Consider the following 26,747-nt stretch of genomic DNA (forward strand, 5'->3'; position numbering starts at 1 on the left):
TTGAAAATAACAATAATATCAGGGGGAACTGCTCCATCTCTAAAGCTTTTAAAAGAAGAAGTTGAATCCAGCAATATTTTAATATGTGCAGATTCAGGTGGTAATTGCCTTTACAAGTACCATATAATTCCTGACTATTTAATGGGAGATTTTGATTCTATAGATGAAAATGTATTGCAGTATTTCAAAAATTCAGGTGTAATAATAGAAAAATATCCGTCTAAAAAAGATTTTACTGATACAGAATTGGTATTTAATAAGGCACTTGAATTAAAAGCAAATGAAATAGTGTTTTTAGGATGTACAGGAAGTAGAATAGATCACATGTTTGGCAATTTGGGAATGCTTAAGAAATGTTTGAAATTTGGTATAAAGGGCTATATAAAAGATGATAATAATTCAATAGAATTGATAGATAGACCAGTTATTATAAGGGGAAATAAAGGAGAATTTTTTTCAATTTACGCATACTGTGAACTAGTGGACAAGTTAAGCATATCAGGAGCAAAATATAAATTAGACAACTATGATTTAGAACTTGGAGATTCTCGTACTGTATCAAATGAATTTTTAGACGGGGATGTTAAAATTTCATTTAAAAAGGGTATGATATTATTATTTAGGAGCAAAGATTAAAACAATTGTAACATATGTACTGTAAAATGCATATAATAGTATAAAGCAATTTCTAAGGAATAATACAATGGGTAGAAAACATCTAAGGCGGAGAACTAAAAAAAAAATAGGATTGATTACCTTATCTATAGGTGCTGGACTTCTGCTTACAGTTATTATTCCAATATGGGGATGGATAATAGCTGGAGGTGCGGCTTTTATCTATTGTGGCTGGACTTTAATAGGTAAGCATAATAAACATTAAAAAGCATATGATATAAATAGATAGGGGGATTGTCTTATGAAAATAGTAACTTTTAAACTTCCGGGAATTTTATCTGCTATTGTAAAGCTATTTAAAAAGAAAAAGAAATGAATAAAATTATACACAATAGAAATAAAATGCAATTGTATAGGACAACTGCATTTTATTTCTTATATGGCACGTTGAACCTTGCCTGAACGAAGGCATCTTGTACAAACATGTATTGTTTTTGGAGTTCCTTTAACAATTGCTTTTACTTTTCTTACGTTTGGGGCCCAGTTCCTTTTGGATTGACGATGTGAATGGCTGTACTGAACGCCGAATACAACACCTTTTCCGCATATTTCACATTTCTTTGACATTACAAACACCTCCTAAACTCAAACATTAATCATTTTACCACAATAGTAATAAATTTTGCAAGTCTATAGTAAAATAAAGTGCAATTCATAATTTGAAATTAAATAAAAATTTTTTAACAAAGTAATGTGGCTTCAGAACATTTCAAAGAGTACAATTTATACAAAAAACTTGAATATTTAATGTATAAATTGTATATTATGAATCGCAGTAAAATAAAAGGCAATACTAATATTTCCTTGAATAAATGTTTTATTTAATATAAAATATGTTATATGGCGTTATTATTGTAAGGAGGTTTTAATGTGATAGGTAGTATTACAGGTGAAATCGGTGAAATTTATTATTCAGAGGAATCTGTGGCAAATATAGTTGGTATATCTACCATGGAGTGTTATGGTGTAGTAGGTATGGCATCTAAAAATGCAAAAGATGGATTTTGGGAATTAATAAGAGGGGAAAGCCTAAGCAGAGGAGTAAAAATTCGTTCTAAGAATAATGAACTTTTGATAGAATTATATATAATGGTTGAGTATGGAACCAAAATATCCGTTATTGCAAATAACATAATACAGAGAATAAAATATAATGTTGAAAATTATATAGGCTTAAAAGTCTCAACAATTACAGTAAATGTTCAAGGTGTTAGAATCTAGGGAGGAATTGTAAAAATGGATTACTTAAAAATAGATGGACAGCGTTTTTACAATATGTTTGTAAGTGCTAGTAATGATTTAGAAGAACAGAAAGGCTTTGTGAATTCATTGAATGTTTTTCCAGTGCCTGATGGTGACACAGGAAGTAATATGTCAATGACATTGAAAACAGCTGTATCTGAAATAAAAAATATGAAAAGTGAGTCTCTTGGAAATATAGCAAGACAGCTTGCAAAAGGGGCTCTTATGGGGGCAAGAGGAAATTCAGGGGTAATACTTTCCCAAATATTGCGAGGGATATCAAAGGGGCTTGAAGGAAAATCAGAGGCTAATTCCACAGAAATTGCAAATAGTATAAATGAAGGAGCTAAATTTGCCTATAAGGCAGTAATGAGACCTACAGAAGGCACAATATTAACAATTATAAGATCAGCAGGAGAAGCTGCTTTAAGTTCTAATACAAACAATGTAACTGATCTTTTAAAGGAAGTATGCGACTACAGCGAGGCTATATTGAATAAAACTCCTGAAATGCTTCCAGCTCTGAAAAAAGCTAAAGTTGTTGATTCTGGAGGTAAAGGACTTCTTATAATATTACAGGGAATGTATAGAGCACTGCGAGACGGAATTGAAGATGTTGAATTACAGGATTTTGAAGAAATTGATACTCAATCTCAGGCACAGAATTTGGATCAGGAAGATATAAAATATGGATATTGTACAGAGTTTTTTGTACATTCTAAAAATGCAGATATACAAGCATTTAAGGATAAACTTTCATCTATGGGAGATTCTATGGTAGTTGTAAGTGATGAAGATATAATAAAGGTTCATATTCATACTAATGATCCAGGCTGGATATTGTCTCAAGCTATTAAACTGGGAGAATTATCAAAAATAAAGATAGACAACATGAGGGAAGAACATAGGCATGTATTAGGTATAGACAATGTTAATAACAAGGGCTTAGATGTAAACAATTCAACTGATGATATTAATCAAGATGGCAATGATATAAAAAAATATGCATTCATAACAGTGGCTATGGGCGCTGGGTTGGCAAATATGTTTAAAGATTTAGGAGTAGACTGCATTATAGAAGGTGGTCAAACTATGAATCCAAGTACTCAGGACATATTAAGTGCTGTAGAAAACATAAATGCTGAAAAAATATTTATATTTCCAAATAATAAAAATATTTTTATGGCAGCTAAACAGGCATCTGAAATTAGTCAAAAGTCACTTATAGTAGTACCTACAAAAACTATACCTCAGGGAATAACAGCAATTACAACATTTAATTCAGACTTAAGTGTAGAAGAAAATGTTAAATCAATGGAGGAAGCTATAAAAGGTGTAATTACTGGTTCTGTAACTTATGCAGTAAGGGATACTGAAATTGATGGTAAAATAATAAAAGAAGGAGATATATTAGGACTTGTTGATGGAAACATAAAACAAGTTGGAGATGATATATTTAAAGTTTGTGAGGATATATTAGATGGTATTGTAAGTGAAGACAGTGATTTAATAAGCATATATTGTGGTAAAGACTGTGACCATAATAAGATTGAAGAATTCACGCATAAGGTGGAAAATAAATATTCAGATATGGATGTACAGTGCTATAATGGAGAACAGCCTTTATATTATTTTATAATTTCAGTTGAGTAAAAAAAGCCAGAGGGCTTTTTTTATTTTATATGTTTTAGAAGGCAGGTGATTTTATGGATGCTTACAGTGATATAGGAATTTTAAAGGGAGTAGGACCTAAGACAATGAGTGCATTAAATAAATGCTGTATATTTAGTGTATTAGATCTTTTACTTTATCTTCCAAGGGAATATAAAAGTATTTCACAATTTGGAAGTTCAAGTTCCAATATAGGTAAAATAATATTAAACTGTGTAGTTAAATCTATAACAAGAGATATTAGAACTAAAACGGGAAAAATAATGTCTACAGTAATATTTGAGAATGAAGATGGTATTTTTGCTGGTAGATGGTTTAATCAGCCATATATGAAAAATAAGTTTTCAGTAAACTGTGCTTATACTATAATTGGAAAATTACATGAATTTAAAGGAAAATCATATATAATGAATCCAGTTGTAGTAAAAGATGATTTCAAATTTAAAGATCATAAAAATATAGAGGTAATTTATCCACTTAAAGCTGGATTGACAAATAATACATTTATAAAGTTAATAGGTCAAGTTTTAAAAAAAATAAAGATTTCAGAAAATCTTCCTAGTTGGATAATAAAAAAGTATAATCTTTGTAGTCTAGATAAAGCGATAAGAATTATACATAAACCCAAGGATTTAGAAGGACTTAGAGAAGCCAAAAGAAGACTTAAATTTCAAGAACTTTTTACATATTCACTAAAAGTATTGACATTAAAAGAGTACTATGTAAAAAATAAAAAGGGTATAGCTTTTAAAATTTCGAAAGAACTAACAGACTTGAAGTATTCATTGCCATATGAACTAACAGAGTCGCAAAACAAGGTTATAAGAGAAATATTACTAGATGAAAAGAAAAACAATTCTATGAATAGACTGGTTCAGGGAGATGTAGGGAGCGGGAAGACTATAGTTGCCCTAATTGCTATCTTCAATGTAGTTAAAAATGGATATCAAGCGGTTCTTATGGCACCCACAGAGATACTTGCAAGGCAGCACTATATTGAAAGTAAAAAACTATTGGAAAGATTCAATATAAATATAGAACTTTTATGCGGAAGTACTACTAAAAAAAATAAAGAGAATATAAAACAAGATTTAAAAAATGGGGATATAGATATTATAATAGGAACCCATGCACTTATTGAAGATGATGTAGAATTCTCTAAATTGGGAATTATAGTAACAGATGAACAGCATAGATTTGGAGTTATGCAGAGAAGTAAATTATTGAACAAAGGTAAAAATGTAGATGTATTAGTGATGACTGCCACTCCTATTCCAAGAACATTAAGACTATATTTATATGGAGATCTAAATGTATCTACTATAGATAGTCTTCCACCCGGAAGGCAAAAAATTGATACATTGTATTTAAGTAAATCTTCAAGAATTAAGGCATATAGATTTGCCATAAATGAAATAAAAAATGGAAGACAAGTTTATATAGTCTGCCCTTTGGTAGAGGAAAATGAAGATATGGATTTAAGTTCTGTTGAGAAACTATATGATGAGTTGAAGAAAGATTATTTTAAAGACATACCTTTAGATATGATACATGGGAAAATGTCATCAAAAGTAAAAGAAGATATAATGAATAGATTTAAAACAGGAAAAACAAAAGCAATAATATCTACTACAGTTATAGAGGTAGGAATAAATGTTCCAAATGCATCCCTTATTATAATAGAAAATGCAGAGAGGTTTGGTTTATCACAGCTTCATCAGCTTAGAGGTAGAGTTGGAAGGGGAAAGTATAAATCCTATTGTATTCTTATTGCGGATATAAAAAATAATATAATAAGAAGGAGAATGGAAATTATGAAAAGCAGTAATGATGGATTTTTCATATCTGAGCAGGATTTGAAAATAAGAGGTGCAGGAGAAATTTTTGGATATAGGCAACATGGAGAGGATGAACTTATAATTTCAGACTTGAATCAGGATATAGATATTTTTAAATTAGCTAACATGTCGGCTAGACGACTTATAGAAAGTGATAAAGAAGAGGATATCAAAATTAAAAATAATATATTCAATAAAATAGAGAAAAGTTCTAAATTCATATGTTTCAACTAGGTTAAAAATTTTGTGTATAAATAAAATTTATGGTAAAATATTAAAGATAAATACTTAGATTTAATGACATGAGGAGGAAATAAACAATGAGAATAATCGCAGGTCTTGCCAAAGGTAAAAAATTATTATCACCAGTTGGATATAATACTACAAGACCTACTTTAGATAGAGTAAAAGAATCAATTTTCAGTATAATTCAAAATAAGTTACAGGATTCTGTAGTAGTAGATGTATTTGCTGGTACTGGAAGTCTTGGACTAGAATCAGTTAGTAGAGGGGCTAAGAAATGCTATCTCATAGATGGAAGTAGAGAAACTTTTTCATTTTTAAAACAAAATGTAATAAATTTAAAATTTGATGAAAAATGCAGTTGTATTAATATGGATTCTTATAAGGTGCTTGAAGAGTTTGGTTCTAAAAATATGAAGTTTGATATTATATTTATAGATCCACCTTACAGAAAAAATATGATTCCGAAGGCACTAAATATAATTAAAGATAAAGAATTGCTAGATGATTACGGAATAATAGTTTCCAAAATTGACAGTAGAGAAGAAATATATGAAGGAAATGATGATATAATTTTAATTGACCATAGAAAATATGGAAAGACGATTATATGCATTTATAAAAAATATAAGGAGGATAAATAAGGTGAAAACAGCAGTTTATCCTGGAAGCTTTGATCCAATAACAAATGGACATCTGGATATAATAAAAAGATCTGCTAAAATATTTGATCATGTAATAGTTGCCGTACTTGTCAATCCTGATAAAAAAGGATTTTTTAATATAGAAGAGAGAGTTTTTCTCATAGAAAAGGTTATAAATAGAATAGAGAATGTAAGTGTAGAAAGTTTTAGTGGACTTTTAACTGATTTTATGAAAAAGAAAAATGCACAGGTAATAGTAAAAGGTCTTAGGGCAGTATCAGATTTTGAATATGAATTCCAAATGGATCTTATGAATAAAAAGCTTTGTCCCAAAGCAGAAACTGTATTTATGATGACAAGTGCTAAAAATTCATTTTTGAGTTCCTCTGCAGTAAGACAAGTTGCTATGTTTAATGGATGTATCAAAGATTTAGTTCCAGATCAAATTATAACTGATGTAATGAAAAAAGCTCGTAAATATTGTAAAAAAAGTTAGTCATCCTTAGGAGGAAGAATTATGAATACTATCAAGTTGTTAGAATACCTTGAGGAAATCATAGAAACATCAGCAAAGGTACCTATGACTGGTAAAGTAATGATAAGCAAAAAAGAAGTTTTAGATATACTAGATAAAATAGCAAACAGTCTTCCAGGTGAATTTAAAAAATCAAAATGGGTAGTAGAAGAAAAAGAGAGAATATTAAATGATGCTATAAAAGAAGCAGATAATATGAAAAAAGAAAATTTAAATATATTAAAAATGCAGATAGAAAATCATGATATAACTAAAGAAGCAAATATACGTGCTGCTGAAATAATATCATCTGCAAAAAAAAATGCCAAAGCTATACGTATGGGTTCAGTAGAATATGCAGATAATATACTCAAGCAGTTAGATTCAGAAATACAATCAAAAAGTGAAGCTATGCTTTCAGATTTAAAGCTTCAGGCACAGCAGTTTATTGACGCTCTTTATGAAAGTGTAAATATAAAAACCAATTTAATAAGAGATAATATAGATGAACTAAAAAATATTAAATAGATTTTTTAATTTAAATAGTATAACGGGAAATATAATGACACCAATTAGGAACATAAATATGTTGTCACTACTTACTATTGGTGAATAATAGTAAGAGAATATTTCCTTTGATATTAATTTACTTTCATATATTTTAAATATAAATAAACTTAATATAGCGCATATTATTCCGTGGATTATTTTTCTAAATATGTACTTTCCCATGGAAATTTTAAATTTATAGGTAAAAGAGTATACTTGTGATATAATTGAAAAACCGCTAAAAGTGAATAAAAAACTTATAATTAAAATCTTTATATAGATATTTCCATCAGAAGTAGTTATCAAATTACAACCATTTGTCATTTCGATTATTCCAAGTATTGTACCTTTAATAATACTAGATGAAATATTGAATATATTGGAGATTTTTTCTGTAACTATTTCAAATATTAAGTTATGTTCAAGTATGCCGTTTATAACAGAAAACATGGTAACGAAACCACCAATGGATAGACAAGTTTTAATGGAATTTTCAATACTTCTTTTTAATATATTTCCTATATTGGAATTTGATGTTGTTGAGTTATGAATATGATTGTTATTATTATAACTAACTTTGGATGGAAGAATAAATCCCATAATAAAACACGAAATTAAATTTGAAAGCAGAAGTATATATCCTAAAACACTGTTTTTAAACATTGATATACCTACAGAACCCAATATAAATAATGGACTTGAATTAGATGCTATATTTAATAATCTTGTAAAAGTATTATTATCTATTTCATCATTTTCGTATAAATCGCAGGCATATTTTGCACCAAGAGGATAACCGCAGAGCATACTTATTATAAGAGCAAAACTACAATTTCTTGGAAGATTTAAGGGAGAACATAATACTTTACCAAATAATTTGGCATATATATATATGCCATTACAATTAATTATTATATTTGATACTATTAAAAAAGAAAATAACGATGGAAATACCTTGTAAAAGAATAGTATAACTCCATTTATAGCACCATCTATACATAATTTAGGAGATAATATAATCTGTATAATCAAAAGAGAACACAATATAGTTATAAATAAATTTCTGTCTTTTAACAGAAATGCTAGAAGTAATACTATTATAAATAATAGTGTATAGAATAATATTGCCAATTTAATCACCTGCTTTTTATTTAACTCAATTCTTATATAAAAACATATTAGAATTATATTAAAAAAAGGGGATGTTTATTACTTCGTATATTATTTGTTTTAAAAAGTGTTTCCTTTAAATATAATTGGACTTTTTTTGTAATCTGAATTAAATTTCACAAAAGTATTTAAAAGACTATATGCTTTTGTAGAGTTTAAATCTATAGATAAAAAATCATCCAGTTTTTTAGGAAATTTTGTGTATACAGGAATTGAGGAATTTTTTTTTATGGATTTTAGTATTCTCATTCCAGTTTCATTGAATCCAAGAACTCGTGTATAAGGACATTTTTGTCTTCTCATAATATCAGTTTCAAACTCATCAAATCCAAGAAAAAATTGACATAGTATTCTGCTTATTCTTGTATAAGCATATCTTTTGGTTTTAGCACATTTAATTATTTCATTATAATCAGAGTTGCTTTCTAAAGCTCTAAAAATTCTATTTTCTATACCTTCAGATACTTCTGGAATATTTAATATAGATTTTTTTTGTAAAAAACATCTATATTTTAAATACGGAACCATTAAATTTTCCATATCAAAATTATAGTTTTGTCTGCATAATCTACATAAAATATCGTAAGTTTCAGGTGGAACGGTTTCTCTTATATGGGATAGGTCTCTATTGTGTTTTAAGAAAGTTCTTATAGCAGAGGCGCTGGAAAAATTATTTTGCAATTTATTGCTGTTATAATTTTCACCTTTTCTTTTTATAGAAAGAGCATTTATATTGCTGTTTAACTTTTTTAAACTTTTTAAATATTCTAGTGCTAAAATATTATTAGAGGATGATAATATAGATTTAAATTCTAAAGAAGAAATATTTTTATACCTGTCCTTAAGAAATTTTATTATAGAGTTACTTCTTGCTTCAGCATATGAATTACCTTTTAAAAGTTCAGCTTTTAAATAATTTTTTAATTCAGGAGGTTCATCATATAGAATTTCTGATATAGAATTCAATAGAGATATATCATCACATTCACTTCCAAAACAAATAGTATCAACTACGCCTAAATTCTCCATTAGACTTACTGCTCCGAAAGAAAAAAACTCTGCAGAAGAAACACTGTATAATGTAGGTAATTCCAATACTAAATCCACTCCATTTAAAAGAGCGATTTCAGTTTTATTCCATTTATCTATTATCGAAGGAAGTCCCCGTTGAACAAAATTTCCTGAAATTATAGCTATAATAGCTTGACAATTTGTTATTTTACGTGTATTTTGAATATGGTAAGCATGACCGCAATGAAAAGGATTGTATTCCGCTATAATGCCGGTTATCTTCATTATTCTAATAAACCTCCTATTTATTTATCTTAATTTAATTCTTTATGAATATTATTATAACAGATAAAACATATTATTATAACAGATAAAAATCTTTTTATAAAAAAATAAAAAAAATACTGTTTTTTTATTGAAATATATATTGAAAAAGGATTATATTATAAGTATATGTGATTTTATATTAATTTTTATATCTTGAAGGGAGAAACGAAAATGAGACTAATGAAACAAATATGGGAAAAGGCAAAAACAGATAAAAAGACAATTGTTTTAGCTGAAGGCGAAGAAGAAAGAAATCTTAAAGCAGGTGAAAAAATAACTAAAAATGGTCTTGCCAATGTAATAATGGTTGGAAACATTGATGTAATAAAGGAAAAGGTTAGCAAGTTGAATGTAGATTTAACTGGTGTTACATTGGTAGATCCACAAACTTCTGATAAATTAGAAAAATATGCTCATGAGTTTTATGAATTGAGGAAGAAAAAAGGTATTACTCCTGATAAGGCGAATAAGATAGTTAGAGACCCATTGTACTTTGCAACAATGATGGTCAAACTAGGAGATGCTGATGGATTGGTATCTGGTTCTATACATACTACAGGCGATCTTTTGAGACCAGGTCTTCAAATTGTAAAAACTGCTCCAGGAACTTCAGTAGTTTCAAGCATATTTATGATGGAAGTTCCAAATTGTGATTTAGGTGATAATGGTTTCTTGTTGTTTTCAGATTGTGCTGTAAATCCTGTACCTAATACTGAACAATTAGCTGCAATAGCTATTAGTACTGCAGAAACTGCAAAAAGTTTATGTGGTATGGATCCAAAAGTAGCTATGCTTTCATTTTCAACTAAGGGAAGTGCACAACATGAAAATGTAGATAAGGTAAGAGAAGCAACCAAACTTGCTAAACAAATGCAACCAGATCTTAAAATAGACGGAGAACTTCAATTGGATGCTTCTTTAATACAGGAAGTTGCAAATTTAAAAGCACCTGGTAGTCCTGTAGCAGGAAAAGCAAATGTACTTATATTCCCTGAACTTCAAGCAGGAAATATTGGATATAAATTAGTTCAAAGATTTGCAAAAGCGGAAGCAATAGGACCTATATGTCAAGGCTTTGCAAAACCAATAAATGATTTGTCAAGAGGATGCAGTTCTGACGATATAGTAAATGTAGTAGCTGTAACAGCAGTACAAGCACAAGCTGCAAAATAATTTAATGAATATTACAATATAAGGTTCTGTTAATATACGAGGAGATGATTTTATGAAAATATTAGTAATAAATTGTGGAAGTTCATCTTTAAAATATCAATTGATAAATATGGAAGATGAAAATGTACTTGCTAAAGGTCTTGTGGAAAGAATAGGTATAGAAGGATCCATCCTTACTCATAAAGTAAATGGAGAGAAATATATTACTGAACAGCCTATGGAAGACCATAAAATAGCTATAAAATTAGTTCTGAATGCACTAGTAGACAAAGATTATGGAGTTATTAAAGATATGTCTGAAATATCTGCAGTTGGACATAGAGTTGTACATGGTGGAGAAAAATATGCAAATTCAGTTCTAGTAGATGAAGATGTTGTAAAAGCTATAAAAGATTGTGCTAAATTGGCACCACTTCATAATGTACCAAATATGATAGGTATAAATGCATGTAAAGAGTTAATGCCAGATACTCCTATGGTGGCAACATTTGATACTGCATTCCATCAAACACTTCCCAATTATGCATATACTTATGCAGTACCATATGATCTATATGAAAAATATGGCGTTAGAAAATATGGATTCCACGGTACATCACATAAATTTGTATCAATAGAAGCAGCTAAGATGATGGGAAAGGACATAAGATCTCTTAAGATTATAACCTGCCATTTGGGAAATGGAGCTAGTGTATGTGCAATTGACGGTGGTAAGTCAATAGATACTAGTATGGGATTTACTCCACTTGCAGGTCTTTGCATGGGAACTAGATGTGGAGATATAGATCCAGCAGTGATTCCTTTTCTAGTAAAATCAGTGGGAATGTCTATAGATGAAGTAGATACCTTAATGAATAAAAAATCTGGTGTACTTGGTGTATCAGGAGTAAGCAGTGATTTTAGAGATGTATTAGCTGAAGAAGCTAAAGGAAATAAGAGAGCGGAACTTGCTTTGAATGTTTATACTTACAGGGTTAAATCAGTAATAGGCTCTTATATAGCAGCTTTAAATGGAGTTGATTGCATAGTATTTACAGCTGGATCTGGAGAAAATTCAGAACCTTTGAGAAGAAGAATATGTGCTGGACTTTCAAATTTAGGTATAGTTTTAGACAAGGAAAGAAACAATGTTATGGGAAAACCAGCTCAAATAAGTTCAGATGATTCTAAAGTAAAAGTATTTGCTATTCCTACTAATGAGGAACTTATGATAGCTAGAGATACAAAAGAAATAGTTGAAGGTAGATAAAGAGTAAAATTTAAATAAATCTTGACTTTTAATGCTCATCTCTATATAATAAATTGTGGCTAATGTATAGAGGTGAGCATTATGAAATTGGATATATCTGATCTGCTAAATAAAGAGATATTTACAAAAAAACTAGATATTATTTTAAAAGATGATAGTTTTTATGATGGCAAGGAACATATTGGTATTTTAAACCCTATCAGGTTACTGGCAAATTTGGAGAAAACAGATCATATGATTACTTTAAAGGGTAAAGTCAGTGGAGTACTTGAACTTACTTGTTCGAGATGTTTGAAGAAATTTGCTCATGCCATAAATATAAATATCAATGAAAGATTTACAGACAAGAAAATAGTTGATTGTGATGAGGATATTTTCTTTATTAATGATGGTTACATAGATATTACTCAAATAATAGAAAATAATATAATATTAGCATTGCCAATAAAAAGACTTTGCAAAGAAAACTGTAAGGGATTATGTCCTGAATGTGGGACTAATTTAAATGATTCAATCTGCAATTGCAAAGAAAATAATATTGATCCTAGATGGGAAAAGTTAAAAGATATGTTTTCTAAATGATTAAGGAGGTGTTTTACTATGACAAGTCCAGCAAGAAAATCATCAAAAGCAAGAAAGAGTTCAAGAAGAGCTCAGACATTTAAGGCAAGTTTACCAGGAATTGTAGAATGTCCTCAATGCCATGAAATGAAACTTGCTCACAGAGTGTGCAAGAATTGTGGCTACTATGGTGGTAAAGAGGTTATTGCAGCTGCAAAATAGTTAAAGAAAGTCGATAGGCTTTCTTTTTTTGGTTAATATTTATTTTTCATCATTCTAATATGATATAATTATATCTGATTTATTTATTGTTAGGATGTGAGATCATGATAATTGTTGTAGATGGTATGGGTGGAGATTTTGCACCTGGAGAAGCTGTTTGCGGTGCAGTTTCTGCTATAAAAGAACCGAATATAGATATAATAATAACTGGAAAAGAAGATATAATAAACAATGAATTAAAAAAATATCAGTATGATAAGAATAGAATTAATGTTTTGGATGCAAAAGAAGTAATTACTACTAATGAACATCCTGTCATGGCTGTTAGGAGAAAAAAGGATTCAAGTTTAGTTAAGGCCCTTAATGTTGTATCTTCAGGAAAGGCACAAGCTGTAGTTTCTGCAGGAAGTACAGGAGCTTTTATGACAGGAGCTACTTTAATAGTAGGTAGAATTAAGGGAATAGACAGAGTGGCCTTGTCACCAATTATGCCTGGTAAAAATGGTAAATTCATGGTGGTAGATGCAGGAGCAAATGTAGATTGCAAACCTAAATATTTACTACAATTTGCTTTAATGGGTAAGATATATTTAGAAAATGTGATGAATATAAAAAATCCATCTGTTGGTCTTGTTAATATAGGCACTGAAGAACAAAAAGGCAATGAGCTTACAAAAGCAGCATATAAACTTTTAAAGGAATCTAATTTAAACTTTATCGGTAATGTAGAACCTAGAAATATATCTGATGGTGATGTGGACTTATTGGTTTGTGATGGTTTTGTAGGAAATACTGTTTTAAAAATGTATGAGGGTGTTGCATTAAATGTAATGAGTATGCTCAAAGAAGAAATATTAAAATCTTCTACTGCTAAAATAGGTGCAGTATTAATGAAAAATGTATTTAGAAATTTGAAGTCAAAATTCGATTATTCTGAATATGGTGGATGTGCATTTTTAGGCTCCAAAGGAATATGTGTAAAGGCACATGGAAGTTCTGACAGTAAAGCTTTTAAGAATGCTATTTTTAGGGCTAAAGATTGTGTGGACAGTAAAGTTGTAGATAAAATAAAGTTAGAAGTAGAAAAAATATCAGATATTTGATATAGTAATTAAAAAAATCAATATATGTATATTAATACAGAATATATTGGTATATAATAAATTTAATGCTAATGTATTGACGGTATACAATATTTATGTAATATTATTTATGTACAAATTTTTAGGAGGCGAAATTATGGTTTTTGAAAAGATAAAAAAAATAATAGCAGAACAACTTGGAATTGGTGAAGATGAGATAAAGATGGATTCATCATTCGTAGACGATTTAGGTGCAGATTCACTTGATATAGTTGAACTTATTATGGCTCTCGAAACAGAATTCGATTTGGAAATACCAGATGAAGAAGCAGAAAAAATATCTACAGTTGGAGACGTAGTTGAGTACATAAAAGCTCATACAGAGGAGTAAGAAGAGAGTCTCGTTTTATACGGGACTCTAAATTTTATAATGATTTAATATGCAGTTTATTCTTGAATTTGTTTTTTAAAAGCAAACTGAGGAATAAACTTCAAAAGGAGATATCTAATGGAACAATTTTCAAATGATTTTGGAGAACTTGAGAAAAAATTAAAGGTTTGTTTTAAAGATAAGGAAATATTAAAAACTGCACTCACCCATAGTTCTTATGCAAATGGCAAGAAATCTATAAAATTCAATGAAAGGTTGGAATTTTTAGGAGATGCAGTACTTCAACTTTCCATATCAGAATATTTGTTTTTAAATTATAAAGATGAGCCAGAAGGAGTACTTACTAAAAAAAGGTCCATTATAGTATGTGAAACTTCACTTTATGAAATTGCAAGGAAGTGGGATATAGGCCGTTACATAAACATGAGCAAAGGCGAAGAGATGACAGGCGGCAGGGAAAGGGTATCAATACTTTCAGATTGTGTTGAAGCTATAATTGCAGCTGTTTATATAGATAATGGATACAAAAAGGTTAATGAATTTATAATGAGCAATTTTCACACTATTATAGAAAAGGCAATAAATGATAAAATTATATTGGACTACAAGACAAAACTTCAAGAAGTTATGCAGCAAAGCGGAGAGGTTTCAATAGACTATAAGCTTACTAAATTTGAAGGACCTCCACATAGAAGAAAATTTTACACACAGGTATCTGTAAACGAAAATATACTTGGAAATGGTGTTGGATACAGTAAAAAACAGTCAGAGCAAAATGCCGCATATAGAGCATTAAAAAATACAAATTATTATAAAGATTAAGAGGTAATTTCAATATGAGCAATAAGCACTATATAATTCCTATATTTGTTCCAAATGAAGGTTGCCCACATAACTGCGTTTTTTGTGATCAAACTACTATAACTGGAAGTCAAAAAAAAGTAGATGCTGATTTCACTAGAAATACTATAGACAAATATTTAAATACTATAAATTCACATAAGGCTAAAGTTGAAGTATCATTTTTTGGAGGGACTTTTACAGCTATAGATATCAAAAAACAGACTGAACTTTTGAAAGTGGCTAAGAAGTATAAAGATGCAGGTCTTATAGATCTTATACATCTTTCTACGAGACCTGATTATATAGATAATACTATATTAGACAATCTTAAATCATATGGTGTAGATGTAATAGAATTAGGAGTACAATCTTTGGATGAAGAAGTACTTTTTAAGTCTGGTAGAGGTCACTCCAAAGAAGATGTATTAAAAGCTTCAGCTTTAATCAAAAAATACGGATTTACATTAGGCCACCAAATTATGCTTGGACTTCCAGGCGATAATTTTCAGAAGGATATATCTTCAGTTAAACAATCCATAGATATGAAACCGGATATATATAGAATATATCCTTCTCTTATAATAAAAAATACTCCTATGGAAGATATGTATAAAAAAGGTATGTATAGTCCATACAGTTTAGAAGAAGCAATTTATATAACTAAAATACTCTATTGTATGTTAATATCAAATAAAATAAATATAATAAGAGTTGGACTTCAGCCTACAGAAGAAATAAACGTGGGTGCTGAAATTGTAAGTGGCCCTTTTCATCCTGCCTTTAGGGAACTGGTGATAGGGAGTATATACAGTGAGTTCTTGAGGAAAAACATACCTTATAATTATAGTGGAAAAGTAAAAATTCAGATTAATGGAAAAGACATATCAAAATTATATGCTAATGGTAAAAGGTTTTTTAATGATGTTAAATTGCAACTTAATGTATCTAAAATACAAGTAGTTCAAGATAATAGCCTTAAAAGAGATACTTTTATTTTAAATTTGGAAGAAGATGAAAGAAAATTATATTTTGACATTTATTTAGCCAGTAAGGATTTTAAATATTAAAGAGGTGTGTACTATGAAAAAAGATACTAGAGATAAGATGACTAAAATATTTGTCGTATTTATAGTAATTATGTTTATAGTCGGTTTGCTTCCAATGATTTTTGGGAGATAGGTGGAGAATAAAATGTATTTAAAAGCTATTGAGATAAGAGGGTTTAAATCCTTTGCAGACAAAACCAAATTAACACTTACAAATGGAGTTACTTCTATTGTTGGGCCTAATGGAAGTGGAAAAAGTAATATTTCAGATGCAGTCAGGTGGGTTCTAGGAGAACAAAGTGTTAAAAATCTAAGAGGGGGTAAAATGGAAGATGTAATTTTTTCCGGAACTCAATTTAGAAAACCAGTAGGGTTATGCCAGGTTTCATTGAACCTTGACAATTCAGATAAAGCTCTTCCATTGGATTATACTTCTATAACAGTTTTAAGAAGATTGTATAGGTCAGGAGAAAGTGAATATTATATAAATAGTACTAGATGCAGGCTTAAAGATATATATGAGCTATTCATGGACACTGGAATTGGCAGAGAAGGATATTCAATAATAGGTCAGGGTAAAATAGATGCTGTTCTTAGTGGAAAACCAGAAGATAGGCGGAGTCTTTTAGAAGAAGCAGCTGGAATTGTAAAATTCAAGTGGAGAAAAGGGGAGGCGGAAAAAAAGCTTAAGAATACAAATGAAAATCTAATAAGAATAGATGATATAATGAGTGCCTATAAAGATAGGTTGGAACCTCTTAGTATAGAAAATGACAAGGCCAATAGATTTTTGAAACTTTCAGAAGGATTAAAGGAAAAAGAAATAAATTTACTGATTCATTCGATAGATGAGATTAGGGTAAAGGTAGAAAAATTAAGAGATATAGTTGCTGAAAAGAAAGAAAATGTAGATAATTTAAATTTAAAATTTGTAAATTTAAAATGTAAAATAGATAAATTCAATAAAAACATAGATAATATTATTGTTGATAGAAGAAATTGCGAAAAAAATTATTATGATAGTAAATCCGAAGTACAGGCACTTCGTTCAAAAGTAGAATTATTAAAAGAAAAGATATCAAATATAGAAAATATTATGAAAAAAAATGACTTGGAATACGATACTTTGAAGAAAAAAATGTATTCTACAATTGATGAAAAGACTTTAAAGAATAATGAACTTTCCAAGCTTTGCAACATTCAAGTTGAACTGAATAATGAAATAGAGGAACATCAATGTAATTTAGATAAATATGTACAGACAGTTTATAACAAAAATGAATTAATTAGAAACTTGAAAGATAGCCAGATAGAGTATTTAAGTACTATATCAAATTTAAAAAATAGTATTTCAACGTTTACAGAAGATATAAAAAAGACTATAGATAAGATAGAAAACTTAAAAGAAACGTATACTGGATATGAAAATTCACTGAGGATAAATTTTAGCACAAAAGATGTTATTGATTTACAAATAAGAGATATAGAGAAAAAAATTAAAAAATATGAAGCTAAAATAGTTGAAAATAAGAAAAGTATAATAAATCAGAAAAATTATTTGAAAAAATTCCAGCAAGAGTTAAAACAAATAAATAGTATACATATGAGATATGAAGCAAATAGAAATATGCTTATAAATTTAGACAATCAATATGAAGGATATAATAGAGCTGTGAAAATGCTTATGAAACATATAAAATCTGGCAAAGCTCAAGTAGAGCAAAATAGTTGTTTTGTTTTAGGTGAAATAATAAAGGTTGATAAACAGTTTGAAGTAGCCATAGAGATAGCTCTAGGTGGGGCTATTTCAAATATTATAACCAAAGATGAAAAAATGGCAAAACATCTTATAAAATATTTGAAATCAAATAATTTGGGTAGAGCTACGTTTCTGCCACTTACAATAATAAAAGCTAGAAAGATATCTGAAAATAAATTGTTTAGCAAAATAGATGGTTATTTAGGTATTGCAAGTGATATAGTTGAATGTGATAGTTTTTTTAAAAATGCATTAGAATATGTGTTAGGCAGGACTATAATTTCTAGGGATATAGATAGTGCATTAAATATAGCTAAAACAAGTAATTATACTGTAAGGATAGTCACTCTTCAAGGTGAAATAGTAAATCCTGGAGGTGCTCTAACAGGAGGAAGCTTAAAATCAAAAGCCAGCAATATAATAGGAAGAAAAAGAGAAATCAAAAGTATTGAAATCAAACTTGGTGAATCTGAAGGTAAAATAAAATCCATAAGTCAGCTTATAAGTAATTATGAAGAAAGTATAAGAAAATTCGATGAAGAAAATTTAAATCTTAGAGATGGTATATATTCTAAAAATATAGATATTACTGAGTTAAAAGGGAAAATAAATAATATAAATAATGAGAACTTGAAATTGGAAAAGAATATAGATATATCTAAAAAGCAGATACAAAATCATGATATAGAAATTAAAGAGTATAAGAAAGAACTGGAAAGTAAAAAATTAACATTAAAGAATTTTAATAACAAACAAAGTTTTAACAATGAAAGCATATTGACTTTGGAAGAAGATTTAAAGGGTAAAAATGAAACTATAGATAATACAAGAGAAAAACTTACAGCTTTAAAAATAAAAAAGGCTAAAGTTGATGAAGGTATATTAAATATAAATAATACACTTAAAAACCATGAAGAAAATATAAATGAATTTAAAAACAAAATTTTGAATTTAAAAAATGAAGCAAATGATTTTAATAGTAATATCAAAAAATACTATGAAGAAATTAAAAAAAACAAGTTGGATATAGAGGAAAAAAATAATTGCATATTAAAATTTGAAAATATAATAAAAAAATTAAAAATAGATGAAATAAAAATTAAAGACAAGGTTAAAATTCTAAATGGTGATTCTCAAAATTTAGCTTTGGAAATAAACAAGAAGGAACAAGAATTGCATAAGTCTCAATTAAATTTAACTAAATTTATAGCTAATGAAGAAAATATGTATTCAAAGTTGAATTCAGATATGAAAATTACATATGAAGAAGCTCTTAAATATAAATTCAAAATTGAAAATGTAGAAGAATTTAAAACAAAAATTCAGAATTTAAAAAAGCAAATATCTGATATAGGAGTTGTTAATCTAGGGGCTATTGAGGAATATAAGGAATTAAAACAAAAAGTGGATTTTATGGAATCTCAAAAGCAGGATTTAATAAATGCAAATAATGAGTTGAACAATGTAATTTATGAGATGACAGATAAAATAAAAGTTGTATTTAATGCAAACTTTAATAAACTTCGAAAAAATTTTAATGAAACTTTTAAAGAACTGTTTAAGGGTGGAAGTGCAGACATTATAATTACAAATGGTGATGAGCTTACAGGAGATATAGATATAACTGTACAGCCCCCTGGCAAGAAACTTCAAAATATAAATCTCATGTCTGGTGGAGAAAAAGGACTTTCCGCCATAGCACTTTTATTTGCAATTCTTAAAATGAAACCAACTCCATTTTGTATACTGGATGAAATTGAGGCGGCTCTTGATGATGCAAATGTAGCCAGATATGCTGAATTTCTAAAAAAGTTTTCTAAAAGCACCCAATTTATTGTAATAACCCATAGAAAAGGAACTATGGAAGTAAGTGATGTTCTATATGGAGTTACCATGGAAGAGAAAGGTATATCAAAAATTGTTTCTGTAGATTTAAATGAAAATATATCTTAAGATAAAAATGAGGAGGCAGTCATATGATTCAGAAATTCTTTGACAAATTAAAAAATGGACTTACTAAAACTAAAAATAATTTAACAGGCAGGATAATGGAGGTTTTGAGTAGTTATGTTTCTATAGATGAAGATCTGTATGATGAACTTGAGGAAATACTTATAACTGCTGATATAGGAGTTGATACTACACTATACATAATAGAAATGCTTAAACAGAAGATAAAAGAAAACAAGATAAAAGATCCAAACCTTATAAATGATTGTTTAAAGGAAGTGATTATAGATATATTGGGAAGTGAAAATGCTGTATTGGAACCTGAGAGTACACCTGAGGTTGTACTGGTAGTTGGAGTTAATGGAGTTGGGAAAACAACATCTATAGGTAAAATAAGTTCAAAGTTAAAAGATAAAGGATATAAAGTTTTAATGGCTGCTGCAGATACTTTTAGAGCAGCTGCTATAGATCAGCTGGAAATTTGGAGTAATAGGGCAGGAGTGGATATAGTAAAACATCAAGAAGGCTCTGATCCAGCAGCAGTTATATTTGATGCAGTTCAGGCTTCCAAATCACGAAATGTTGATGTACTTATATGTGATACTGCAGGTAGATTGCATAACAAAAAAAACTTGATGGATGAGCTTGGAAAAATAAACAGAGTAATTGACAGGGAATATCCAGAGGCAAATAGGGAAACTTTGCTAGTATTAGATGCTACTACTGGACAGAATGCAGTTCAGCAGGCAAAGCAGTTTATGGAAGTTTGTAAAGTAAGCGGTATAGTATTGACTAAATTAGACGGAACTGCCAAAGGAGGAATTGTAATATCCATAAAACATTCACTTGGTATACCGGTTAAGCTAATAGGAGTAGGAGAAGGTATAGATGATCTTCAGGAATTTAATGCTAACGATTTTGTAGAAGCACTATTTTAAATTAAATTCATATATTCTGCAGCCTGTTAAGTAAAAACACTTGACACCTTATTTAAATTTTGATATTATATCTCTGGTAGATAACTATATAAGTTTTAATTATTATAAAAATAAATTTTAAGGAAGTGGCAGAGACAGTGGATCGTACTGTAGGTGTCATGAGAGAACGAATACGAATGTCCATACTGATGGATGCATATGGAAATTTGTTGACGGACAAACAGAAAAATATAATGGATTTATATTATAACTGTGATTTGTCTTTAGGTGAGATAGCTGAACATACAGATACAACAAGACAGGCGGTATATGATATTATAAGAAGATGTCATAAGATACTGTTCCAATATGAAGAGAAATTGAGTTTAGCTAAACAAAAAATGAAATTGGAAGAAGTTAAAAAAAATATTTTACGAGATTTGGATTTGTTGGAAAACTCAAGTAATGAGGAACTTGTAAATAATATGAAGAGATATATAGTAGATAATATTTAATATAGGAGGTTTAACATGGCTTTTGAAGGATTGGCATCTAAGCTTCAGGAAACTTTAAAAAAGCTTAGAGGAAAAGGTAAGCTTTCGGAAAAAGATATAAAAGATGCAATGAGAGAAGTAAAATTGGCACTTTTGGAAGCAGATGTTAACTATAAAGTTGTACGTGATTTTATAAAAAGTGTAAGTGAAAAATGTTTTGGAGAAGCAGTACTTAAGAGTTTAACTCCAGCACAGCAAGTCATAAAGATAGTAAATGAAGAGCTAACTGCTTTAATGGGAAAAAGTGAAAGTTCTATTGAGTATTCAAAAAATGGATTAACCATAATAATGCTTGTAGGACTTCAAGGTGCAGGAAAGACAACAATGTGTGGAAAATTGGCACTTGAACTTAGAAAAAAGAATAAAAAACCACTTTTAGTAGCATGTGATATATATAGACCGGCTGCTATAAAACAGTTACAGGTAGTAGGAAAGCAGATAGATATTCCCGTATTTTCCATGGGAGATAGAGTTACAGCAGCGGATATATCAAAAGGAGCTGTTGAATATGCAAAAAATAATAACTTAAATGTGGTAATAATAGATACTGCAGGCAGACTTCAAATAGATGAAAAACTTATGAATGAACTTAAAGATGTAAAACAAGTAGTAAACCCAAATGAGATTATGTTAGTTGTTGATTCAATGACAGGTCAGGATGCTGTTAATGTAGCAAAGAGTTTCAATGAACAAATCGACATTACAGGGGTCATACTGACAAAACTCGATGGAGATACTAGAGGAGGGGCAGCTCTTTCTATAAGGGCCATGACAGGAAAACCTATAAAATTTATAGGCCTGGGAGAAAAAATGAATGATTTTCAGGTATTTCATCCAGACAGAATGGCCTCTAGAATATTGGGTATGGGTGATGTACTGTCACTTATAGAAAAAGCCCAGCAATCCATAGATCAGGATGAAGCAAAACAACTCGGAGAGAGAATGTTAAACAAGGAATTTAACTTCCAAGATTTTTTGGATGTTATGCAGCAGGCTAAAAAGCTTGGGCCTATTAGTAAACTTGTAGAGATGATTCCAGGAGTTGATTCAAAAATTTTAAAAGGTGTAGATCTTTCTCAAGGAGAAAAGGATTTGAAAATAAAGGAAGCTATTATAAAATCCATGACTCAAAAAGAGAGATTGAGTCCTGTAATTATAAGCAGTTCTTCTTCAAGAAAAAAAAGAATAGCTTCTGGTTCAGGAACTACAATACAACAGGTTAATAGACTTCTTAAAGACTTTGACAAGACTAAAAAAATGATGAAGCAATTTAATGGTATTAAGAATGGAAAAGGTTTTGGCAAAAATTTATTTGGGAAAATGCCATTTTAATATATGCTAATTTCCTATTATATTTAAGGAGGTGATATTAGGTGTCAGTAAAAATAAGATTGAGAAGAATGGGTGCAAAAAAGTCTCCATTTTATAGAATAGTTGTTGCAGATTCGAGATCTCCAAGAAATGGAAGATTTATAGAAGAATTAGGATATTATAATCCTTTAACAGAACCAACTACTATTAAATTTGATGAAGAAAAAGCTGTACAATGGATAAAAAATGGTGCTCAGCCAACTGATGTTGTAAAGAGACTTTTTACAACAGCTGGATTAGATGAAAAATTGAGCAAGTAGTAACTGGGAGTGAATTGAATGAAAGAATTAGTTGAAATTATAGCTAAATCATTAGTAGATAACCCAGATATGGTTCAGGTAAATGAAATTAAAGGTGAACAGTCCATAATTCTTGAATTGAAAGTTGCTCAAGAAGATATGGGAAAAGTAATAGGCAAACAGGGGCGAATAGCCAAGGCTATAAGAACTGTAGTGAAAGCAGCAGCTATAAAACAAAATAAGAGAGTTGTTGTAGAGATAATATAAGAGATAATATAAGAGTTAGGTCTATCCTAACTCTTATATTATATAAAAAAATACTAGGTGAAAGGAGAGAAGATTGATTTTATGGATCAATTTATTACTATAGGTAAAATAGTAAATACTCATGGGATAAAAGGTGAATTGAAAATATATCCACTTACTGATAATTTAGAAAGATTCAAACAATTACACAAAGTATATATTGAAGAAAAAGAAACAAATGTATTGAATTGTAAACTTCAGTCCAAGAGGGTAATATTAAAAATAGAAGGAATAGATACTATAGAAGATGCAGAAACTTACAAGGAAAAGTATATTCAAGTAGAAAGAGAACATGCAGTAGAATTGACAAAAGACAGCTATTTCATATCTGATATAATAGGATGCGATGTATTTGATGATGAAGATAATTACTATGGAAAAGTAAGTGAGGTAATCCATACTCCCAATAATGATGTGTATTGGATAAAAGAAAAAAAGGAGATTTTGATTCCTGCACTTGAAAATATAGTATTAAATATAGATATAGAAAAATCAAAGATTATTATAAAGCCGGTGAGTGCATGGATGGCAGAATAGATATTCTAACTCTTTTTCCTGAAATGTTTGACGTTTTTAATTATAGTATAATTGGTAGAGCAAGAGAAAAGGGAATTTTAAATATAAATACAGTCAATATAAGGGAATATACTAAAGATAAACATAAAAAGGTAGATGACTATCCATATGGTGGTGGAGCTGGAATGGTAATGTCAGTTCAGCCAATAGTAGATTGTATAAGGGCAGTTAAAAAGTTAAACAAAGGTAGAATTATATTTTTAGGACCAAAGGGTAAGACTTTCAATCAAAAAATGGCTAAAGAGCTATCAAAAGAAAGAGAATTAGTATTCTTATGCGGGCATTATGAAGGTATAGATGAAAGAGCATATAAGTACATAGATATGGAAGTCTCTTTAGGAGACTTTGTACTTACAGGAGGAGAATCTGCCTGTATCCCAATTGTAGACAGTATATGCAGAATGATACCTGGCGTACTTAAATCGGAACAGAGCTATGAGGATGAATCTTTTTATAATGGACTTTTGGAGTATCCACAATACACAAGGCCTGAATATTTTGAAAGTGAAAGAGTTCCAGAAGTTTTATTGTCAGGACACCATGAAAATATAAGAAAGTGGAGAAGACTTCAATCTATTTTAATAACCATGGAAAAAAGACCGGATATTTTAAAGAAAACCAAACTTTCTAAAGAGGATATGAAATTATTAAACAATTATATTGAAAATAATATTTAAATATGATACAATGTAGCTTGTGCTACACGGATCTTCCTCTGTCTGCATATGATATGCTGGGCAAGAAGGTTTATTAATATAAGGAGGTAATGCACACAATGTTAGATGTAATAAAAGCTATAGAAGCAGAACAGATAAGAGAGGATATACAGAACTTTAATGTTGGAGATACAGTAAAAGTTCACGTAAAGATAAGTGAAGGAAATAGAGAAAGAATACAGGTATTTGAAGGTATAGTATTAAAAAGGCAGAATGGTGGCTTGAGGGAAACATTTACAGTAAGAAGAGTTGCTTATGGTGTTGGAGTTGAGAGAACTTTTCCGGTTAATGCTCCTATAATAGATAAAATAGAAGTAATTAGAAAAGGTAAAGTAAGAAGAGCTAAACTATACTATTTAAGAGATAGAGTTGGTAAGGCTGCTAAGGTAAAAGAGATATTAAAGTAAAATGGGGCTATAAAAGCCCTTTTTTATGTTGAGGGGGTAGTGAAAGTTGTTTAAAGAACTACTAGATATAGGTAAATCAATATTAATTGCTATAATAGCAGCTTTTTTAATTATAACCTTTGTGTTTGAAACTGTAAGTGTTGACGGTCATTCTATGGATCCTACATTAAATAACAAGGATAGACTTATAGTAGAAAAAGTTAGTTATTATTTTAGAGCACCAAAGCCAGGCGATATTGTTGTAATTAAATATCCTGCAAATCCAAGTGAAAAATTTATTAAAAGAGTAATAGCAGTAGGTGGGGATAAAGTAAGGATCGATAATGGCAAACTTTATATAAATGATAAACTTCAAAATGAGTCATATATACTAGAACCTATGATTGGAAATTATAATGAAGTTACAGTACCTGAAAATACTATATTTGTCATGGGAGATAATAGAAATAACAGTCGTGACAGCAGATTCACAGATGTAGGTTTTGTAAGCTATAAATTAGTAGTTGGTAGAGCAGTATTTAGGTTATTTCCATTTACAAGAATGGGTACCTTAAAAACTCCCAAATAAGATATTAACATATGAAAATTATCTAATACAGGAGGTTTATATATGAATATAAATTGGTTTCCAGGACATATGGTAAAAACTAGAAGAGAAATAAGAGAGAGTTTAAAGCTTATAGATGCTGTAATTGAGATAAGAGATGCTAGAATAGTAAGATCTAGTAAAAATCCTGAAATCGACGATATATGTGGGAATAAGCCTAGAATAATTTTACTTAACAAAAGTGATTTAAGTGAAGATAAAGTAACGAATAAGTGGATAAAAGTTTTATCTTCAAATAATGTAGGGGTTTTATCAGTAAATTGCATTACTGGTTATGGATTGAATAATATAAAATCATTATTGGATAATATATTACAAGATAAACATGAAAAATTAAAAAATAGAGGAATAAATAAGATAGTAGATAGAGTAATGGTAGTTGGAATACCTAATGTAGGCAAATCATCTTTTATAAACAAGATTGCTAGGAACAAGATTGCCAGAACGGGAAATAAGCCTGGAGTTACCAAATCAAAACAATGGATTAAGACTAAAATTGGAATGGAACTTATGGATACTCCTGGAATACTATGGCCTAAATTAGAAAGCAGTGAAACACAGCTAAATTTAGCATTTACAGGTGCCATAAAAGATGAAATTATGGATACTGAAGAATTAGCAGTACATCTTATAGAAGTACTTTCTTCAAATTATCCAGACAAACTTATTGAGAGATATAAATTAGATTCTTTAAGTGATAATGCTATTGATATTATTGACAATATAGCTAAAAAACGTGGAGCTATAATAAAAGGCGGCAATATAGACTATAATAGAGTTTCCAATATGATATTGGATGAGTTCAGATCTGGAAAAATTGGTACTATTTCATTGGAATTTCCTAAATAGCTTATAAATTTACAGGAGATGTTTTAATATGTCAACTGATATTGA

The 26,747-nt window shown here is 29.4% G+C and carries 31 protein-coding genes; 28 read left to right on the forward strand and 3 right to left on the reverse strand.

What is annotated here, in order from left to right:
• Both J418_RS0102575 and J418_RS16550 read left to right on the forward strand, forming a co-directional pair.
• On the forward strand, nucleotides 1-636 hold the full coding sequence (locus tag J418_RS0102575) for a thiamine diphosphokinase (protein ID WP_017894731.1): 636 nt from the start codon (nucleotides 1-3) through the stop codon (nucleotides 634-636).
• A gap of 67 nt (nucleotides 637-703) precedes the next feature.
• Nucleotides 704-880, forward strand: coding sequence for a hypothetical protein (locus J418_RS16550; RefSeq protein WP_017750659.1), 177 nt, complete (start codon nucleotides 704-706; stop codon nucleotides 878-880).
• A gap of 170 nt (nucleotides 881-1,050) precedes the next feature.
• Here J418_RS16550 and rpmB read toward each other — a convergent pair whose 3' ends face one another.
• A complete protein-coding gene (gene rpmB, locus J418_RS0102585) occupies nucleotides 1,051-1,242 on the reverse strand; it encodes a 50S ribosomal protein L28 (RefSeq protein ID WP_017750658.1) in 192 nt (63 codons plus the stop codon).
• A gap of 303 nt (nucleotides 1,243-1,545) precedes the next feature.
• Here rpmB and J418_RS0102590 point away from each other — a divergent pair, with 303 nt between their 5' ends.
• The 6 genes from J418_RS0102590 (at nucleotide 1,546) to J418_RS0102615 (ending at nucleotide 7,355) form a co-directional block, all read left to right on the forward strand.
• Nucleotides 1,546-1,896 (forward strand): Asp23/Gls24 family envelope stress response protein, encoded by a 351-nt coding sequence (locus J418_RS0102590; RefSeq protein WP_017750657.1) that lies wholly within the window; start codon nucleotides 1,546-1,548, stop codon nucleotides 1,894-1,896.
• A gap of 15 nt (nucleotides 1,897-1,911) precedes the next feature.
• On the forward strand, nucleotides 1,912-3,570 hold the full coding sequence (locus J418_RS0102595) for a DAK2 domain-containing protein (RefSeq protein ID WP_017894732.1): 1,659 nt from the start codon (nucleotides 1,912-1,914) through the stop codon (nucleotides 3,568-3,570).
• 53 nt (nucleotides 3,571-3,623) lie between these two features.
• Nucleotides 3,624-5,660, forward strand: a complete 2,037-nt coding sequence (gene recG / locus J418_RS0102600) for an ATP-dependent DNA helicase RecG (protein WP_017894733.1) — start codon at nucleotides 3,624-3,626, stop codon at nucleotides 5,658-5,660.
• An 86-nt stretch (nucleotides 5,661-5,746) separates the two neighbouring features.
• A complete protein-coding gene (gene rsmD / locus J418_RS0102605) occupies nucleotides 5,747-6,313 on the forward strand; it encodes a 16S rRNA (guanine(966)-N(2))-methyltransferase RsmD (RefSeq protein WP_017750654.1) in 567 nt (188 codons plus the stop codon).
• A gap of 1 nt (nucleotide 6,314) precedes the next feature.
• The gene (gene coaD / locus J418_RS0102610) at nucleotides 6,315-6,809 is read left to right on the forward strand and encodes a pantetheine-phosphate adenylyltransferase (RefSeq protein WP_017750653.1); all 495 of its coding nucleotides are present in this window, start codon (nucleotides 6,315-6,317) and stop codon (nucleotides 6,807-6,809) included.
• Nucleotides 6,810-6,830: 21 nt separating this feature from the next.
• The gene (locus J418_RS0102615; RefSeq protein WP_017750652.1) at nucleotides 6,831-7,355 is read left to right on the forward strand and encodes an ATP synthase subunit B family protein; all 525 of its coding nucleotides are present in this window, start codon (nucleotides 6,831-6,833) and stop codon (nucleotides 7,353-7,355) included.
• On the opposite strand, the gene ylbJ is transcribed toward J418_RS0102615, so the two are convergent.
• Together ylbJ and J418_RS0102625 are read right to left on the reverse strand one after the other, a co-directional pair.
• Entirely contained in the window at nucleotides 7,338-8,507 is a 1,170-nt protein-coding gene (ylbJ, locus tag J418_RS0102620) for a sporulation integral membrane protein YlbJ (protein WP_017750651.1), read from the reverse strand. The genes J418_RS0102615 and ylbJ overlap by 18 nt on opposite strands.
• A 99-nt stretch (nucleotides 8,508-8,606) precedes the next feature.
• Nucleotides 8,607-9,842, reverse strand: coding sequence for a nucleotidyltransferase (locus tag J418_RS0102625; RefSeq protein ID WP_017750650.1), 1,236 nt, complete (start codon nucleotides 9,840-9,842; stop codon nucleotides 8,607-8,609).
• 213 nt (nucleotides 9,843-10,055) lie between these two features.
• Between J418_RS0102625 and pta the strand changes: the two genes are divergently transcribed.
• The 20 genes from pta (at nucleotide 10,056) to ylqF (ending at nucleotide 26,702) form a co-directional block, all read left to right on the forward strand.
• Complete coding sequence (gene pta / locus J418_RS0102630; RefSeq protein WP_017894734.1) at nucleotides 10,056-11,057, forward strand: phosphate acetyltransferase; 1,002 nt, start codon at nucleotides 10,056-10,058, stop codon at nucleotides 11,055-11,057.
• A gap of 52 nt (nucleotides 11,058-11,109) precedes the next feature.
• On the forward strand, nucleotides 11,110-12,306 hold the full coding sequence (locus tag J418_RS0102635) for an acetate kinase (RefSeq protein ID WP_017750648.1): 1,197 nt from the start codon (nucleotides 11,110-11,112) through the stop codon (nucleotides 12,304-12,306).
• 81 nt (nucleotides 12,307-12,387) lie between these two features.
• A complete protein-coding gene (locus J418_RS0102640) occupies nucleotides 12,388-12,888 on the forward strand; it encodes a YceD family protein (RefSeq protein ID WP_017750647.1) in 501 nt (166 codons plus the stop codon).
• 18 nt (nucleotides 12,889-12,906) lie between these two features.
• The gene (gene rpmF, locus J418_RS0102645) at nucleotides 12,907-13,089 is read left to right on the forward strand and encodes a 50S ribosomal protein L32 (protein ID WP_017750646.1); all 183 of its coding nucleotides are present in this window, start codon (nucleotides 12,907-12,909) and stop codon (nucleotides 13,087-13,089) included.
• Nucleotides 13,090-13,193: 104 nt separating this feature from the next.
• Nucleotides 13,194-14,192: a phosphate acyltransferase PlsX gene (plsX, locus tag J418_RS0102650; protein WP_017750645.1), complete on the forward strand. Its 999-nt coding sequence runs from the start codon at nucleotides 13,194-13,196 to the stop codon at nucleotides 14,190-14,192.
• Between the two features lie 136 nt (nucleotides 14,193-14,328).
• Nucleotides 14,329-14,562, forward strand: a complete 234-nt coding sequence (gene acpP, locus J418_RS0102655) for an acyl carrier protein (RefSeq protein WP_017750644.1) — start codon at nucleotides 14,329-14,331, stop codon at nucleotides 14,560-14,562.
• 117 nt (nucleotides 14,563-14,679) lie between these two features.
• Complete coding sequence (gene rnc / locus J418_RS0102660) at nucleotides 14,680-15,384, forward strand: ribonuclease III (protein ID WP_017750643.1); 705 nt, start codon at nucleotides 14,680-14,682, stop codon at nucleotides 15,382-15,384.
• A 14-nt stretch (nucleotides 15,385-15,398) separates the two neighbouring features.
• On the forward strand, nucleotides 15,399-16,472 hold the full coding sequence (locus J418_RS0102665; protein ID WP_017894735.1) for an elongator complex protein 3: 1,074 nt from the start codon (nucleotides 15,399-15,401) through the stop codon (nucleotides 16,470-16,472).
• A 13-nt stretch (nucleotides 16,473-16,485) separates the two neighbouring features.
• Entirely contained in the window at nucleotides 16,486-16,584 is a 99-nt protein-coding gene (locus tag J418_RS16335; RefSeq protein ID WP_017750641.1) for a hypothetical protein, read from the forward strand.
• A 12-nt stretch (nucleotides 16,585-16,596) separates the two neighbouring features.
• Nucleotides 16,597-20,163 carry a chromosome segregation protein SMC gene (smc, locus tag J418_RS0102675; protein WP_017894736.1) on the forward strand — a complete coding sequence of 1,189 codons (3,567 nt, stop codon included), beginning with the start codon at nucleotides 16,597-16,599 and terminating at the stop codon, nucleotides 20,161-20,163.
• Nucleotides 20,164-20,186: 23 nt separating this feature from the next.
• The gene (ftsY, locus tag J418_RS0102680) at nucleotides 20,187-21,098 is read left to right on the forward strand and encodes a signal recognition particle-docking protein FtsY (protein ID WP_017750639.1); all 912 of its coding nucleotides are present in this window, start codon (nucleotides 20,187-20,189) and stop codon (nucleotides 21,096-21,098) included.
• Nucleotides 21,099-21,256: 158 nt separating this feature from the next.
• Nucleotides 21,257-21,592, forward strand: coding sequence for a putative DNA-binding protein (locus J418_RS0102685; protein WP_026142612.1), 336 nt, complete (start codon nucleotides 21,257-21,259; stop codon nucleotides 21,590-21,592).
• Between the two features lie 15 nt (nucleotides 21,593-21,607).
• A complete protein-coding gene (gene ffh, locus J418_RS0102690) occupies nucleotides 21,608-22,963 on the forward strand; it encodes a signal recognition particle protein (RefSeq protein ID WP_017894738.1) in 1,356 nt (451 codons plus the stop codon).
• Between the two features lie 41 nt (nucleotides 22,964-23,004).
• Nucleotides 23,005-23,262 carry a 30S ribosomal protein S16 gene (gene rpsP / locus J418_RS0102695; protein WP_017750636.1) on the forward strand — a complete coding sequence of 86 codons (258 nt, stop codon included), beginning with the start codon at nucleotides 23,005-23,007 and terminating at the stop codon, nucleotides 23,260-23,262.
• A gap of 18 nt (nucleotides 23,263-23,280) precedes the next feature.
• Nucleotides 23,281-23,508, forward strand: a complete 228-nt coding sequence (locus J418_RS0102700; protein ID WP_017894739.1) for a KH domain-containing protein — start codon at nucleotides 23,281-23,283, stop codon at nucleotides 23,506-23,508.
• An 81-nt stretch (nucleotides 23,509-23,589) separates the two neighbouring features.
• The gene (rimM, locus tag J418_RS0102705) at nucleotides 23,590-24,084 is read left to right on the forward strand and encodes a ribosome maturation factor RimM (RefSeq protein WP_017750634.1); all 495 of its coding nucleotides are present in this window, start codon (nucleotides 23,590-23,592) and stop codon (nucleotides 24,082-24,084) included.
• Nucleotides 24,069-24,800, forward strand: a complete 732-nt coding sequence (gene trmD / locus J418_RS0102710) for a tRNA (guanosine(37)-N1)-methyltransferase TrmD (RefSeq protein ID WP_017750633.1) — start codon at nucleotides 24,069-24,071, stop codon at nucleotides 24,798-24,800. The genes rimM and trmD overlap by 16 nt, the downstream gene beginning before the upstream one ends.
• 98 nt (nucleotides 24,801-24,898) lie before the next feature.
• Nucleotides 24,899-25,246: a 50S ribosomal protein L19 gene (gene rplS / locus J418_RS0102715; RefSeq protein ID WP_017750632.1), complete on the forward strand. Its 348-nt coding sequence runs from the start codon at nucleotides 24,899-24,901 to the stop codon at nucleotides 25,244-25,246.
• Between the two features lie 46 nt (nucleotides 25,247-25,292).
• The gene (gene lepB, locus J418_RS0102720; protein ID WP_017750631.1) at nucleotides 25,293-25,814 is read left to right on the forward strand and encodes a signal peptidase I; all 522 of its coding nucleotides are present in this window, start codon (nucleotides 25,293-25,295) and stop codon (nucleotides 25,812-25,814) included.
• A gap of 42 nt (nucleotides 25,815-25,856) precedes the next feature.
• Nucleotides 25,857-26,702, forward strand: a complete 846-nt coding sequence (gene ylqF / locus J418_RS0102725; RefSeq protein WP_017750630.1) for a ribosome biogenesis GTPase YlqF — start codon at nucleotides 25,857-25,859, stop codon at nucleotides 26,700-26,702.
• Nucleotides 26,703-26,747: the final 45 nt, after the last annotated feature.

Origin of the sequence: Clostridium tyrobutyricum DSM 2637 = ATCC 25755 = JCM 11008 (genome assembly GCF_000359585.1) — a bacterium.
In the GTDB taxonomy this organism is placed as follows: domain Bacteria; phylum Bacillota; class Clostridia; order Clostridiales; family Clostridiaceae; genus Clostridium_B; species Clostridium_B tyrobutyricum.

Coding starts and splice junctions, on each gene's coding strand:
- J418_RS16550 (WP_017750659.1), top strand. CDS start 704: ATGGGTAGAAAACATCTAAGGCGGAGAACTAAAAAAAAAATAGGATTG.
- rpmB (WP_017750658.1), bottom strand. CDS start 1,242: ATGTCAAAGAAATGTGAAATATGCGGAAAAGGTGTTGTATTCGGCGTT.
- J418_RS0102595 (WP_017894732.1), top strand. CDS start 1,912: ATGGATTACTTAAAAATAGATGGACAGCGTTTTTACAATATGTTTGTA.
- recG (WP_017894733.1), top strand. CDS start 3,624: ATGGATGCTTACAGTGATATAGGAATTTTAAAGGGAGTAGGACCTAAG.
- rsmD (WP_017750654.1), top strand. CDS start 5,747: ATGAGAATAATCGCAGGTCTTGCCAAAGGTAAAAAATTATTATCACCA.
- J418_RS0102615 (WP_017750652.1), top strand. CDS start 6,831: ATGAATACTATCAAGTTGTTAGAATACCTTGAGGAAATCATAGAAACA.
- J418_RS0102625 (WP_017750650.1), bottom strand. CDS start 9,842: ATGAAGATAACCGGCATTATAGCGGAATACAATCCTTTTCATTGCGGT.
- pta (WP_017894734.1), top strand. CDS start 10,056: ATGAGACTAATGAAACAAATATGGGAAAAGGCAAAAACAGATAAAAAG.
- J418_RS0102635 (WP_017750648.1), top strand. CDS start 11,110: ATGAAAATATTAGTAATAAATTGTGGAAGTTCATCTTTAAAATATCAA.
- J418_RS0102640 (WP_017750647.1), top strand. CDS start 12,388: ATGAAATTGGATATATCTGATCTGCTAAATAAAGAGATATTTACAAAA.
- rpmF (WP_017750646.1), top strand. CDS start 12,907: ATGACAAGTCCAGCAAGAAAATCATCAAAAGCAAGAAAGAGTTCAAGA.
- plsX (WP_017750645.1), top strand. CDS start 13,194: ATGATAATTGTTGTAGATGGTATGGGTGGAGATTTTGCACCTGGAGAA.
- acpP (WP_017750644.1), top strand. CDS start 14,329: ATGGTTTTTGAAAAGATAAAAAAAATAATAGCAGAACAACTTGGAATT.
- rnc (WP_017750643.1), top strand. CDS start 14,680: ATGGAACAATTTTCAAATGATTTTGGAGAACTTGAGAAAAAATTAAAG.
- J418_RS0102665 (WP_017894735.1), top strand. CDS start 15,399: ATGAGCAATAAGCACTATATAATTCCTATATTTGTTCCAAATGAAGGT.
- J418_RS16335 (WP_017750641.1), top strand. CDS start 16,486: ATGAAAAAAGATACTAGAGATAAGATGACTAAAATATTTGTCGTATTT.
- smc (WP_017894736.1), top strand. CDS start 16,597: ATGTATTTAAAAGCTATTGAGATAAGAGGGTTTAAATCCTTTGCAGAC.
- ftsY (WP_017750639.1), top strand. CDS start 20,187: ATGATTCAGAAATTCTTTGACAAATTAAAAAATGGACTTACTAAAACT.
- J418_RS0102685 (WP_026142612.1), top strand. CDS start 21,257: ATGAGAGAACGAATACGAATGTCCATACTGATGGATGCATATGGAAAT.
- ffh (WP_017894738.1), top strand. CDS start 21,608: ATGGCTTTTGAAGGATTGGCATCTAAGCTTCAGGAAACTTTAAAAAAG.
- J418_RS0102700 (WP_017894739.1), top strand. CDS start 23,281: ATGAAAGAATTAGTTGAAATTATAGCTAAATCATTAGTAGATAACCCA.
- rimM (WP_017750634.1), top strand. CDS start 23,590: ATGGATCAATTTATTACTATAGGTAAAATAGTAAATACTCATGGGATA.
- trmD (WP_017750633.1), top strand. CDS start 24,069: ATGGATGGCAGAATAGATATTCTAACTCTTTTTCCTGAAATGTTTGAC.
- rplS (WP_017750632.1), top strand. CDS start 24,899: ATGTTAGATGTAATAAAAGCTATAGAAGCAGAACAGATAAGAGAGGAT.
- ylqF (WP_017750630.1), top strand. CDS start 25,857: ATGAATATAAATTGGTTTCCAGGACATATGGTAAAAACTAGAAGAGAA.